The 12964-nt window shown below is 60.6% G+C and carries 16 protein-coding genes; 6 read left to right on the plus strand and 10 right to left on the minus strand.

Going from position 1 to position 12964, the window contains the following annotated elements; translation table 11 throughout:
* Positions 1 to 21: 21 nt before the first annotated feature.
* The 5 genes from I8E17_RS34345 to mobC form a co-directional block, all read right to left on the minus strand.
* Positions 22 to 789 (minus strand): hypothetical protein, encoded by a 768-nt coding sequence (locus I8E17_RS34345; RefSeq protein WP_113366851.1) that lies wholly within the window; start codon positions 787 to 789, stop codon positions 22 to 24.
* 62 nt (positions 790 to 851) lie between these two features.
* Positions 852 to 1253 (minus strand): hypothetical protein, encoded by a 402-nt coding sequence (locus tag I8E17_RS34350; protein ID WP_113366850.1) that lies wholly within the window; start codon positions 1251 to 1253, stop codon positions 852 to 854.
* Positions 1254 to 1289: 36 nt separating this feature from the next.
* A complete protein-coding gene (locus I8E17_RS34355; RefSeq protein ID WP_113366849.1) occupies positions 1290 to 1478 on the minus strand; it encodes a hypothetical protein in 189 nt (62 codons plus the stop codon).
* 11 nt (positions 1479 to 1489) lie between these two features.
* Entirely contained in the window at positions 1490 to 3883 is a 2394-nt protein-coding gene (locus I8E17_RS34360; protein ID WP_113366848.1) for a conjugal transfer protein TraA, read from the minus strand.
* Positions 3883 to 4293, minus strand: a complete 411-nt coding sequence (gene mobC, locus I8E17_RS34365) for a plasmid mobilization relaxosome protein MobC (RefSeq protein WP_113366847.1) — start codon at positions 4291 to 4293, stop codon at positions 3883 to 3885. Before mobC ends, I8E17_RS34360 begins: the two co-directional genes overlap by 1 nt.
* Before the next feature lie 461 nt (positions 4294 to 4754).
* Here mobC and I8E17_RS34370 point away from each other — a divergent pair, with 461 nt between their 5' ends.
* From I8E17_RS34370 to I8E17_RS34380, 3 genes are read left to right on the plus strand one after another with little or no spacing between them, the layout of a single operon-like run.
* Positions 4755 to 5465, plus strand: a complete 711-nt coding sequence (locus I8E17_RS34370) for a ParA family protein (protein ID WP_113366896.1) — start codon at positions 4755 to 4757, stop codon at positions 5463 to 5465.
* Positions 5462 to 5881, plus strand: a complete 420-nt coding sequence (locus tag I8E17_RS34375; protein ID WP_113366846.1) for a hypothetical protein — start codon at positions 5462 to 5464, stop codon at positions 5879 to 5881. The genes I8E17_RS34370 and I8E17_RS34375 overlap by 4 nt, the downstream gene beginning before the upstream one ends.
* Complete coding sequence (locus I8E17_RS34380; protein WP_113366845.1) at positions 5881 to 7128, plus strand: DUF1173 domain-containing protein; 1248 nt, start codon at positions 5881 to 5883, stop codon at positions 7126 to 7128. Before I8E17_RS34375 ends, I8E17_RS34380 begins: the two co-directional genes overlap by 1 nt.
* Positions 7129 to 7385: 257 nt before the next feature.
* Here I8E17_RS34380 and I8E17_RS34385 read toward each other — a convergent pair whose 3' ends face one another.
* On the minus strand, positions 7386 to 7592 hold the full coding sequence (locus I8E17_RS34385) for a hypothetical protein (RefSeq protein WP_113367576.1): 207 nt from the start codon (positions 7590 to 7592) through the stop codon (positions 7386 to 7388).
* Between the two features lie 143 nt (positions 7593 to 7735).
* Here I8E17_RS34385 and I8E17_RS34390 point away from each other — a divergent pair, with 143 nt between their 5' ends.
* The 3 genes from I8E17_RS34390 to I8E17_RS34400 all read left to right on the plus strand — a co-directional run bounded on the left by I8E17_RS34390 (position 7736) and on the right by I8E17_RS34400 (position 10196).
* Complete coding sequence (locus tag I8E17_RS34390; protein ID WP_162750996.1) at positions 7736 to 8182, plus strand: transposase; 447 nt, start codon at positions 7736 to 7738, stop codon at positions 8180 to 8182.
* Entirely contained in the window at positions 8175 to 8528 is a 354-nt protein-coding gene (tnpB, locus tag I8E17_RS34395; RefSeq protein ID WP_113367575.1) for an IS66 family insertion sequence element accessory protein TnpB, read from the plus strand. The genes I8E17_RS34390 and tnpB overlap by 8 nt, the downstream gene beginning before the upstream one ends.
* Positions 8529 to 8597: 69 nt before the next feature.
* A complete protein-coding gene (locus I8E17_RS34400; protein WP_113367574.1) occupies positions 8598 to 10196 on the plus strand; it encodes an IS66 family transposase in 1599 nt (532 codons plus the stop codon).
* 304 nt (positions 10197 to 10500) lie between these two features.
* Here I8E17_RS34400 and I8E17_RS34405 read toward each other — a convergent pair whose 3' ends face one another.
* The 4 genes from I8E17_RS34405 to I8E17_RS34420 all read right to left on the minus strand — a co-directional run bounded on the left by I8E17_RS34405 (position 10501) and on the right by I8E17_RS34420 (position 12964).
* A complete protein-coding gene (locus tag I8E17_RS34405; protein WP_229002331.1) occupies positions 10501 to 10725 on the minus strand; it encodes a DUF932 domain-containing protein in 225 nt (74 codons plus the stop codon).
* A 33-nt stretch (positions 10726 to 10758) separates the two neighbouring features.
* Positions 10759 to 12144, minus strand: a complete 1386-nt coding sequence (locus tag I8E17_RS34410; RefSeq protein ID WP_160872184.1) for a DegQ family serine endoprotease — start codon at positions 12142 to 12144, stop codon at positions 10759 to 10761.
* Between the two features lie 98 nt (positions 12145 to 12242).
* On the minus strand, positions 12243 to 12608 hold the full coding sequence (locus tag I8E17_RS34415; RefSeq protein WP_160872183.1) for an SPW repeat protein: 366 nt from the start codon (positions 12606 to 12608) through the stop codon (positions 12243 to 12245).
* Between the two features lie 32 nt (positions 12609 to 12640).
* Positions 12641 to 12964 carry a DNA-directed RNA polymerase subunit omega gene (locus I8E17_RS34420; RefSeq protein WP_160872182.1) on the minus strand — a complete coding sequence of 108 codons (324 nt, stop codon included), beginning with the start codon at positions 12962 to 12964 and terminating at the stop codon, positions 12641 to 12643.

A 12964-nucleotide genomic window follows, 5' to 3' on the forward strand; every position in this document is an offset into this window, starting at 1 on the left:
GGGAAAACGGGTGCCAGGTCATCACTTCAGCCGACGCAAGCGCGATAACAGCCAATCCGCTTGATCCACCTGAATGTCGTGCAGGCGATTTTGAAGAAGCAGAACCGCGGTGATAACGATCGCCGTTAGAACGAGAAAGACGCCGAGTCCAACAAAGAACACCCGGAATGCCTTGACGACGATGCCATCCCCGAACATCGGCGCGAAATGCCACAAGACGAAGAGAACGAGCAAGAAGAAGCCGATCTCGGATATGGTCAACGCTATTTGGAGCACCCGGCGCAGTTTGAACGGATCTGACATGCGTTTCCAGGGAAGGGAATATTCCAGGCCGTCGAGATGCTCACGGGCCGTGCGCTCGGCGGCACGTGCTTCCCGTTCCCTCTGACGATCCAGATACTTCTGATAGTAGGCGCGCGGATCCTGGCGAGCGCGGTCGTGGGCCATCCGTCGCAACCATTTTCCGATCGGGATGAGCTTTGCCAACGGCATGATGGCTCGGCCTGTCGTGCAGAGAGCACCGTTCCCGATATCACCCAGATTGAACACGACAGTCAGCAACCACACCAGAACAGTGCCGGCGAATGCGATATCGCGCCAGCCTGCAATCGTCCCGGCCTGCTCGCTCATCTGTTGCATCAGGACGTACGCGATACCCCAAATGCACCCGATGTTCAGAACGAGGAGGACAGGCATCCCCAGAAACAGGCCGACATATTTCTCGGATAACGTTTCTGGCGTGAGACGAACGCGATTCTTCATGTATTCGCTGATCTGCTCGTCTTCCATTTGGGCCCCTTTGAAATCCAAGAACAGCAATGACTTTCGCGTCGGTTTCAACAACGACGCGTCTATGCGACGAATGGGCTGACGCCCCTCACCGAAGCCCTTAGCGCCGACAATTCGGAAGATCGGAGGCGATGACGCTTACCGCCGTCATCGCTGTGAGCAACGACCCTGTTGAGGATCGGCGGCAGAGCCTTCTCCTCCTCGAAAACAACCGGGACCGTATAAAGAACTCCAGCATTTCGGTTCGCCCACGCCACTTCGAGCCTGGTAACAGACGGCGGGGCTATATCGAATAGAATACCGAGCATCGACAAGGCCATTGCCAGAAACAACAAAGCAAGTAAGGCCGTGTCGACAAATGCCGGAAGAGAAAACGTCTTTGCAATCATAACAATACCGAACACCAAAGACGTGATGCCGACGGACCACCAGGTCATTGGTGAGCGGAGCACATAATTCAGCATGACAGGTCTTCCATACGAGTGATTGGACTGGGAGCGCTAGAACGTGAAGAAAGAAAGGATCCCATCCCACCAGGTCTGTGCCCAGTGCCATGCTACCGTCAAAGCGTGGTCGATGACGCCGATCACCATGACCGCGATAAAGATCGTGCCGGAGACTTTGGCCCACCCTTGCTCGCTCTTGTGATCCGTTTCCGGATTGACGATGATGCGTCGATCGTCTCGCATGATTGCCTCTCCTATCGTTCGCGCTCGTCGCGATCCTGTTCCCGGCGCTCGTCGGCCTCGCGCTGCAATTCCTCGATCCGGGGAATGTGCTGCTGCGCAGGATCCGTCCGCGTGGTGTCTCCGGCTCGTGCAACCGGGCGTTCCGTCCGTAAATGAACCCGATCATCGGCATCACGATCCTGCTCGGAACCGGCCGACCGGCCGCCTGCCTCATCGCCCCGATCGAGACCCTGCTTCTCGTCCGCCCGTTCCCCGGCATTCCCCGCCCCATCGACCTTAGACCTGTTGCGGCTCTCGCGAGAATGCTCCGCCCGCTCAATGGCAACGCGCAGTTCCTCATCGACTTCGGCGATCTCCCGGATCAGTGTATTGCCCGCAGCGCCGAGCTCGGCGGCTTTGGCGATCTCCCGCTGCAGGCCGGCCTCAAGCACCGCCTTCTCGGCATCGAGCTTCCGTGCATCGGCTTTCTCGATCTCCTCGCGGTAGCGCTCGACCTCCAGCATAACCTGATTGGCTGCCTCCGCCGTGCGCAGTCCATGGCGAACGACGGCCTCATCCCAGCGGGTGCGCGGATCGTCGTCCTGCTCGCGTGGACGCCGCTCGCCTTCCCGCTCAGAGGAAACGCCGCGCTCCTGCAGCTCCATCAGTTCACGCCGGACACTGACGTGCTCGCGGGCGGCGGATGCGATCTCCTCGAAGCTCTTCTTCTGATCATCCGGCGTCACGCGCTCGGCCTGGAAGAGCGCCGTCTCGACGCGCTTTTCGTAGGTCTCGAATTCCTGACGTGTCATGTGGCGCATGGTCTCGCCCTCCGAAACGGCTTTCACCAACTTTACCAAAATTGTTCTGAATTGCGAGTGGGAATTTCTGTCTTCCTGCGCTTCGGCCTCACCCTGATCGATCCGTGAAGCCGCTGATTCAAATCGCTTTAATTGCTCGTTTGCGAAGTTTCGTGCCTCCGACACATCTCCATTCGCGGCCAGTGCGGCCCACTCTTCCCGCGCCGCCGCAGAATAAACCTTGCTATCATCTGTCCTCGCGAAACCCTGCCGATCCGCCCTCTTCGCATCGTAGCGCTGTTGCGCCGCATCGCTCGTTCCCTCATGCTCGGTCCTGCCGGCTCTGCTCGTCGGGCGCACCTGGTTCCGGGTGTAAGCCGGGCTGCTCGCCCGCTCCCGCCGGTCAGTCATTTCCATGCGAATACCGTGGTCCCGGGCTTTTTCCGCCATCGTCACCCGCCAGCGGCGGAAGGTTGCAATCGTCGTCTCGACGCGATCACCGGCATCCGAACGCATCGCAATGATCGCATGAACATGGACATGCGGCCGCTTGCCACCAGCTTCCTCCGCTTTCGGATCCGCGGACGGATCGTGCAGCGAGAACACATAGCGATGGCCGGCGAATTCCTGCGCCAGAAAATCGCGGGCCGCGGCATGAAACGCCACGACGTCGGTCCCGGCCCGCGCCGACATGACCACATGCATGACATCGCGGGGTTTGCGGCTATGAAGCCGGTCGCGCCACTCCTGCTGCACCAGATCGCCCGCCTCCTTCGCACCGGCGATTGCCTGGCCTTTCTCGTCCCGAACGTCGCCGCTATGCTGCTCGACGAGATCGCGAAGCCGGCTCGTGCCGTAATCCGTGCCATTGCCATAGCCGGTAAAGCGAAAGCTTGCCGCGCCCTCGCGTTCGTCCCGCCCGACATCGAGCCGCTGCTGCACGAACTCCGAAGCCTTCCTGTCACCGGTCAGCCGCTCGCCGACGCGGTCGCGCAGGACGACGACACCTTCGATCCGATAGCTATCTTCCTCGCCACGAGCCGTGGCCGCAAAGGCGAAGCTCCGGTCACCAAACCCGCGCCGCAAGAGAGCGCGAACTTGCTCGTGCACGTCGCTCGCCTGGTCGAATATATCCTTCACATCGAGAACGAAGGTGCCGATATCCCGGCTCTCGGCGCGGTTCTTCATCAGATGATCCCATTCGCCACGAATGGCGGAGAGCTCGTCGCGACCGCTGAGCACCTCCCCTCGCTCGTTCTCGACGGCAACATCTCCGCTGCGCGAGACATAACTGACCATCGCGCCAAGCCGTCCGCCCCCGCCGAAGGAAGCGAGCTTCACCACGGCCGGCTGGCTGCCGGAGGCAAGGCCCAAAAAACGCGAGCGCATCGACGGCTCGCCTCCTTGACCTCGCGCATGGCCACGCCCGGAACCACCGCCCGCCTTGCCGAATACCGTGCGGCCCAGCGCCCGACCGGATAGCGGCGATGCCGTCGCGACAGAACCGCCACGGCGGCGGCGTTCTTCCTCATCGATGGGATTTGCCTTCAAACGCTGGCGCTCCTGCAGCAACACGGCCTTCCGCCGCTCCCATTCATGCTCGAAGGCGCCGGGCAGGAATTCCATCAGGCCGCTCCCCGATGCCGACGGGCACCACGTCCGGCAAGGCTTCTGAGTTCCAGCACGATTGCCGCGGCAAGACGCTGGACCTCGATCAGCTCCGCAGCAAGCTTCGCTTCCGCGAGCCGGCCACTCCCGTTCACCGCGCGAGCGAGCTGATTGAGGTTCACCCCGATCGCCCGCATGTCCGAAATTAGCATCTCGAACACGGCTCTGTCGTCGTCGGTCAGGAAGGGCAGGACCCCCGCCCCTTCGAGCGTCAGAGAACGCATGAAGCCGGAAACCGTCAGGCCCGCGGCGTCGGCGGCTTGCTCGATTGCGGCAAATTCGGAGATGCCGAAGCGAGCATGCACGACACGCTCCTTACGCTCATCGGCCCTCCCCAGGCTCACCGCTCCGCCACTTTCCGCCGCCATCTCACCCTCCCTTGAAGGAAGCGCCGCAGGCGCCATCGACGGCTTGTCCGTCGATCGTCAGCAAGTTTGTATCACAAATTTGCGTATCCTGCCAAACAAGAGTTTACTGTTTTTGATATGTCCTGCAAGCCTAAAATCAAAACTTCCGATCGACCGGTCAGAGCCGCCCCAGGCCAATTCCGCGTGCGAACACATGATGACGAGCCACGGGGTAAGAACATCGTGGCATCACATCATATAATTGCTTTACATCAATAATCCATGTTTCCACTGTTCCACACCACACACATAATCGATGTGATCACTCGATGTGACCAAAGCATGTTTCCACCGTTCTACACGCAGTGATGCCGTCGCCTAGCAGGTTGACGACGGGATGAAATAGAACAATATTTGTTCTTTCATTGAGTGACTGGATAAGTCCCGCGCCGAGGTTCCGGGTGGGCTGGATGGAGGCAGGCATGGCGAGAATCTACGCGGCCGTCAGCAACAAGGGCGGCGCCGGCAAAACGACACTGGTGACGCTGCTCGCCGGCGAATATGCGCTGAGGGGCGAACGGGTTCTCCTCATCGACGCCGATGGCCGGCTCAATCTGTCGGGCTGGTGGCGGCTTTGCCATAGCAAGGACAACGTCCCGGAGAACATCAACGTGGCCGTTGCCGCATCACGCCGGGCAATCGAGGCGGAGATCGAGCGGCTGCGCAACGCCTTCGACCTCATTATCGTCGATGCGCCCGGCGTCGACAGCACCGTGCAGGATACCATCATCGGCTCGGCCGACCTCGTACTGTCGCCCATCCAGCCCGGCATCAAGGAGATAGAGGCGGCTGGACAGGCGGCGGCGAGCGTCAGCGAGATCAACGATCGGCAGGGCTCCGGGATCCTGCATCTCAATCTGCGCACGCGGATCACCGTCCCCGGCCGCAATCTCGAAGCCTATCGCTATATCAGGCCGTTCGTCGCCGGTCTGCAGGAAGCTGGCTATCGGACAGCGCTCCTCGATACGGAGCTGTTCGAACGCAATGTCTATCGCGAAATTCAGAACGGGCTCGGGACCTTGCAGATGCAGGAGTTGAGCGATCCGGTGCGAAAGGCGCGTCAGGAAGTCCTCAGTCTCGTCGAGGAGATCGAAACGAGACGGCAGGCCGTGGCCAGAGGAGAAGCGGCATGAGCAAAGCCAGTCTTGGCCTGGGCGATTTCACCATAGCGGGCAGAAGCGCCAATCCGCCGAAGGGGGCCGACTTTCAGGCGGATGTATCTCGCCAACCCGTTGCGGGCGACCCGGAGGCAACGGTCGTAGAAGTGCTTCCGCACGAGACGGAAAGCGGGAGCCGCATCCTGAATAAACGCTCGCCGGCGGAACGGGAGAAGCGGGCAAAGGAGCGGGCGATTTCCCAGGAGGAGGCCCGGCACAGCATCAAGAACCTGAAGCGCGCGAAGCAGCGGGAGGCCAAATTCTTTGTCAATGTCGCGCTGGACTTTGCGACGAAGGCGCGCCTGAAGCGGGCTGCCGACGAGAACGACGTCAAGATGGCGGCCGTGATGAAGGCCGCCATCGATTTCTATCTGGAGGAGAACGGTTACTGATGGCGGGCTCTTTGGCAACCGGGACGCCCGCGAACGGCAGACGGGCGCGGAGCTTCCTCATCGGCGGTGTGCCTTGCGATGAAGGGGCCGACGAGCTTCAGGAGCGCCTGGCGCAGGCCTATCGCGACAAGCTGCGGCCGCTCTGCCTTTGCAAGGAGCCGGGCCTGGAGATGTATGTCGCGAAAATTGGCGACCAGTTCATCGCCAAGAGGATGCCGCTTTCCGGAGCAGAGCATGATCCGTCATGCCCGTCCTATGAACCGCCCTATGACCTGTCCGGCCTCGGCGCCTTGATCGGCAGCGCGATCAAAGTCGATCCGGCGGGAACCGCCGCGCTGAGGCTGGATTTCGCGCTGTCGAAGCGCGGACCTCAGGGCAAGCCTGCATCGGAGGGCAGTGCGCCCGACAGCGTGAAGAACGACAGCAAGCGCTTATCGCTTCGAGCTCTTCTCCATCTTCTCTGGCATGAGAGCGGTCTGACCGAATGGACGGCGCACTGGGCCGGCAAACGGCATTGGTGGCAGGTCTACCACCATCTTAGCGAAGCCGCCCGCACCATGTCGGTGCGCGGCGAGGCGCTTTCGGAGCGGCTGTTCGTGCCGGAGCCCTTCCGCGCCGAGGACAAGGCTGCGATCGAACAGCGCCGGGCGCAGGCGTTGAACGGGCTCACGGCATCAGGCAGCGGTCCGAGGAAGCTCATGCTGCTGGCCGGGGAGGTCAAGGAGTATGCGTCCGCCCGCAGCGGCCAGCAGGTCGTCGTCAAGCATATGCCGGGGTTTCGGTTGCATCTTGAGGAACCGACCTGGCGACGCGTCCAGCGTCGGTTCGAGGACGAGCTGGCGCTCTGGCGAAGCGACGACCGGTTCCATTTGATGATGATCGCGACGATCGAATCGGGTGCGGCTGGCCTTATCACGATCAATGAAATTGCCCTGATGACCGTCACCGAACAGTGGTTACCGGTCGAGACCGTCTTCGAAGAGCGGCTGCTCGGCAGATTGACGCGGATGCGTGGCAAGACGGTAAAGGGTCTGCGCTTCAATCTGCCGGCGGACCAGCCCCTCGCCAACGCAATCATGCCGGAAGCCCGCCCTCAGCCGGTGGCGTTCTATATCGTGCCGCCCAATGCCGAGAATCAGTTCGAGGCGTCGCTTCGCGAGATGATCGAGGCGCGGCCAGACATGGCGGCCTGGATCTGGCGGGTTGCCGACGGCGACATGCCCGCGTTGCCCTGGAAGGCGGATTGAAGGCAACCGGCATGCGAGACGCTCCCGACGGGAGAGGGATAGGGGTTTGGGGAAAGGGAGGAGGGAACCGTCCCCTTTCCCCATGGGTGGGGGAGTTTGAGGGGGCGGGGCTCTGCCCTGCCCCTTCATGGGGAGAGCGTTGAGAGGGGCGGCTTGCCCCCCTTTCATCAGCGCTGCCGGCCGGTCGATCCGGCTGGCAGCGCTCCCATCGCCAAGGTAAAGGCAAAAGGCGGCGTCTGCCGCCTTTCGCCTGCTCGTCAATCGCTATCGGGCCGAAGTGCCTCGACCACCGCCTTGATCTCGCAATCGCCGATGTGTGTCCGGCGTTGCGCCACGAGGATGCTGACCGCCGTCTCGTTGGCTTCGATCGCCCGGATCGCATCCTCCATCTCGTCGAAGGGTGCGAGGTTTTCGACCGGCTCATAGTCGCCATACTCTTCGTCCCAACGGCCGCGGATGTACATCGGCACGGTTTCCAGACGCTTGGCGGGTAAACGCTCATTTCTAAGCACCTTCATTGGTTGAATGGAGTGGTGCAAAGGGTGTCCACCGACTGAAAGGGTGGACACCGATGGGAACTATGGGAGCGAATGGAGACAAACCGCACGTGCTGTTTGTCGACCGGCAAGGCAACCATCACTACGATCGTGCATGGAAGAAGCAGGTTGTTGCTTGCGCCCTTGAGCCCGGCGCATCGCTGTCGCGCGTTGCCATTGATCACGGGATAAATACGAACCTTGTGCGCAAATGGGTGCGTAAGCACAAGGCAGCGGAAATGGAAGCCTTGTCACCATCGCCACCTTTGGCGTCGGCTTTTATTCCGGTTCGCATCGAGCCTGCTACAAGTGGCGTCATACCTGGACATAATAGTGCTCACGCGCTGGATTTGGCTGCGAGCAATCCTGGCGCGATGCAGCTGGCATCTGCGAAGGTGGCGTCACTCTCTTCTGTCACCAAGCTGAATGTGACTTTGCCCAACGGTGTGACGTTATCGCTGGAATGCGATGATGTACGGACATTAACAGCCGTCATCGGAGCGGTTAGGGATGTTTAAGTTTGCCTCTGACGTTCAGGTCTATCTGCACCGTGATCCCATCGACTTCCGGGGCGGGATCAACAGCCTTGCAGTCCTTGTCCAGGAGGAGATGGAACTCGACCCGTTCACGCCAGCGATCTTTGCATTTTGCAACCGGCGTCGGGACCGAATGAAGATTTTGTTCTTCGATCGATCCGGCTTTGTGCTCATATTGAAGCGATTGACCGACGACAAATTCCGCTGGCCACAGCGTCAGGAAACAATAGTGCAGCTTACGACGGAACAATTACACTGGTTACTTGACGGTATCGATATCGATGCGATGGTTCGCCATCCGGTACGGCAATATAGAATTGCTGGTTGATGCGAATATCGTAACAAAATCTGAATTCATTTATTGACGCCGTTGGTCGCGTTCGATTCAAGCATTGGGATGAATCGAACCGACAACCCCACTGTTGAAGAACTGATGGCGCAGATAGCTGCGCTGCAAGCGGAGAACCAGAAGCTCTCCGAACGTGTCTTCAAACTTGAGGAAGAATTGGCCCTGGCGCGACTGCACCGTTTTGCTCCGCGTAGTGAGAAGGGTGTTGATCGCGTCTTCAACGAAGCCGAACAGGCTGCCCTTGAGGCAGATGCGGACGAAGACCTCGCCGATACCGATGATGTGGACACCGCTGAATTGCCAGAGACGGGATTGCCGGACACCGAGGCGGGGCAAGGCAAAAAGCGCGGACGTAAACCGCTTCCTTCAAACCTGCCACGCGAACGTGTCGAATACGACCTCCCCGACGATCAGAAGATTTGTCCATGTTGCAGTCGCCGGCTGCATCGCATGGGTGAACTGGTCACCGAGCAGCTTCACATCGAGGTGAAGGCCAAGGTCTTGCAGAATGCGCGTGCCAAATATGCGTGCCGAAACTGCGACCGTACCGGCATCAAAACACCGATCGTTATTGCCCCGATGCCTGCGCAACCTTTGCCGGGCAGCATCGCCACGGCTTCGACGCTGGCCTTCGCGCTCGTTCACAAGTTTGTTGACGGCACACCGCTCTATCGGTTGAGCAAGGCCTTCGAACGGGCTGGCGTTCCCGTTAGTCGTGGGGCTCTCGGACATTGGGTGATCGGTTCCAGCGAGAAGCATCTGCATCGGATCTATGACGCGCTAAAACTGCGGCTCAGATCCCATTCCCTCATCCACGGCGACGAGACCACGGTTCAGGTGCTGAAGGAAAAGGACAAGACTCCCACCAGCATATCCTACATGTGGGCGTATCGCAGCAGCCAGGATAGTGACGAACCGATCGTGCTGCTCGATTATCAGCCCGGTCGAGGGCAGCAATATCCGCAAGCCTTCCTTGGAGATTATCGCGGTATATTGGTGAGCGACGGTTATGCGGCCTGGCGCACCTTGAAAGGTGCCACCCATATCGGGTGCATGGCTCATTCACGGCGGCGCTTTGTCGAGGCGCTGCGAGCCAGAAAGAAAGGCGGGGGACCACCGGAACAGGCGCTGAAATTCTTCGAGCAACTTTACCGGATTGAAAAACAGGCTCGCGAGGAAAAGCCAAATGATGGTGAAACGCAGGCTGACTGTATTCGTCGCTTTCGTCAACAGCACAGCATTCCCGTCCTGAATGCCCTCAAGGAATGGCTCGACAAGATTGCCCCGAAGGTTTTGCCGGAAAGCAAGCTTGAGGATGCGGTCTCGTATACGCGGAACCAGTGGGAATACCTGATCCGCTACACCCAAGATGGCAACATGCCGATCGACAACAACCTTTTGGAACGAGACATCAGAATCTTTGCAACGGGAAGAAAATCCTGGCTCTTTAGCGATACCGTAGACGGAGCAAAGGCCAGTGCCGTCATCTATAGTCTGATGTTGACCTGCCGCGCATGCCGCATCGAACCCCTTGCGTGGCTGCGACACGTCCTCGCGGAACTGCCCCAGCGGCGTCCCGACGACAATATTGACGACCTGCTCCCCTTCAACTTCCCCAAGCGCTCGAGTGTTGAAGCCGCCGTCTGATTCGCGACGATCCAACCTCAAATCATAAAGTAATCGGCAATCCCCAGGCCGAAGACCGCAAAATCGCCTCTTAATAACCCCCGAAATTAGCGCTTACCTTCAACATAGTGGCCAGAAGGGGAAGCGGGACCGACTGCCCCCGCTCCTTTGCGCTCCGTTTTTCATGGGAGGGCGGGGAGCGCCGAGGGGTGGGGCGCAAGGGGCACCCCTCGCCTCTGTCCCGCGCCGCTTCGATGGCGGCCGGGACGGGCAAACGCCGAGAATGGGCGATGCGCCGCCTATGCAGCGACGCATCTGGTTCGCCTCACGATTTCAGAGCAGCCATCCGCTCGCCAAGCAGCCACAGCGCCTTGTTGAGTTTGATGTCTTGATCGATGCCGTTGACGGCGCGAGACTTCACGCGGCGCGGCCTGCCGAGGTCGTCGCGTCCCACGCCGCGCAGGCCGCCCTTGACGGCATTTTCCTGCACCACGTTCCAGACCGTCCAGAGATCGTCAGCACGGTCGTCATGACGGCGCGGAACAAGCAACTGTTTCGGCTTGATCGGCGTCGTCGTCTCGCCTTACCGCAAGACCAGCAGCAAGCGGCCGCCATCGCGGATCAGTTCAAGGGCGACTATAGCTGGTTTTTCGTCGATCGCCCGTCGCAAGTCGGTGATCGAAGCGACGGGGACCCGGTTTACCGCAACGATCATGTCACCGGCCCGAAGTCCGGAGCGAGCGGCGAGGCTGTCGGGAGCTACGCTTTCGATCACCACGCCGGAGGCGCCAACCTCAGCGGATTCGGCATCCGACGTGTCTCGCATTCTGGCACCATCGAGCGCCGTGCCGGAAAGATCTGCTGAGGCCTTATCTTCGGCTGCGATCGTGGCGGCAACAACCTGCTCGTCATCCCCGCGCTTCACGGTCAGCCGGATCTTGCTGCCTGCCGGGGTCAACCCGATGCGGTTCCTGAGATCGGTGGCGCCGTGGACAGGTCGCCCGTCGATCGCCGTCACCACGTCGCCGGTCTTCAATCCGGCGCGCTCGGCCGACGAGCCGGGTTCGACATTGGCAATCAGGGCGCCCCGCAGGTCGCCGAGCTTGAGGGCTTCCGCCAGATCCGGCGTGAGATCCTGGATACCGATGCCCAGCCTGCCGCGCTGAACCTCGCCATGGGCGATCAACTGGTTCATCACCGTTATCGCCATGCTGCTGGGCACCGCAAAGCCGATACCGACGTTGGCGCCGGCGGGACTGAGGATTGCTGTGTTGACCCCGACCAGCTTGCCGTCGAGCGTCACCAGTGCACCGCCGGAATTGCCGGGGTTGATCGAGGCATCGGTCTGGATGAAGTCCTCATAGCCCTCGATGTTCAAGCCGCTCCGTCCGAGCGCGCTGACGATGCCTGAAGTTACCGTCTGGCCGAGACCGAAAGGGTTGCCGATGGCGACGACATAGTCGCCCACCTTGAGGCGATCGGAATCGCCTATCTGGATCGCGGTGAGGTTTTTCGCTTCGATCCGGAGCAACGCGATGTCGGTTTCCTTGTCGCTGCCAATGAGTTTTGCGGGCAGCTGACGTCCATCCTTCAGGGTGACGGAGATTTCGGTGCCGCCATCGACGACATGATGATTAGTCAGCACATAGCCCTTCACGGCGTCGACGATGACGCCCGAGCCCGCGCTCATCCTGGCGCGCGGTTGCTGCTCCGGCAGATTGAAGAAGCGGCGAAAGTTGGGATCGCTGTAAAGGGGATTGCTCTCGACCGACGAACGCGAGACGACAGCAATATTGACCACGGCCGGCGTGACATGCTCAAGCATCGGCGCCAGTGTCGGAAGGCTGGTGGACGAAGGTGCCGGCCCTGCTATCTGCGCGACGGCGGGGGTGACGGTGAACAGGACGGCTCCGGCGGCGATGGCTGCGGACGCGGCAATCGTGCGAAGCCTCGGGGCGAGATCGAACATCGGTTGCTCCTGAATTGATGGTGTTCTTCTTTTCCGGCGCGAGGCACGAAAGGCATAAAAAGAACGGGCCCGAAGGTCCGGACCCGTTCTTCGTCAGCTTATGCGGTCGAGAGTGGACTGTTATGGCTGAACCAGATGCTGCCGGCGGCCAATACCGCGACGACAAGGCCGGCAATGACATGCGCCCACATGGCTGCCGTCACGGCTGAGAAGCCGAGGACCCATGGAGCGACCACAGCCCATATACCGAGCACGAGGTTGACCCACTCCTCCACCTCATAAAAGGCGTAGAGCGCGGCGACGGCGATCAGGGCGACGGCCGCGCCGACGATCCAGCCGTTCCAGGCGGCGTAGGTCTCGGCGGTAAAGCCGAGCAGCCAGGGTGAGATCAGAAGACCAAGACCGGCAACGATATTGACGATATCGAAAGCCGTCCGGTTGTTCGAAGACAGGGACTTCAGCATCGTTCTTTTCTCCTCATCGGTTGGTTGCATCATCAATGGACCGCCTCCTGCAAAGAGGAGACGGGTGCGGCGGCAGCGCTTGAACGGCCGTCGCCGCGAAACTCGGGTGTAGTGGACGGAGCCGTCAGGAGAGGTGCGCCTGCCGACGATGGGAACAGGTACGGCGCCAGTTCATCCTCAACAAACGCCCCGTGGGCGATCTCCAGCAACGCAAGCTCGCTCGCGTTTACGCCCTGCCGGTCAAGCCTTGGCTCGGCGCCGCGGTTAAGGGCACGGCTGCGGGCGGCCGCGGCGAGCGCCAGAGCAAATCTGTTCGGCAGGATCTTCTGACAATCGAAGACTACAAGCGGGTCCAT

Source organism: Rhizobium sp. AB2/73 (genome assembly GCF_020871915.1).
Classification (GTDB): Bacteria; Pseudomonadota; Alphaproteobacteria; order Rhizobiales; family Rhizobiaceae; genus Rhizobium; species Rhizobium dioscoreae.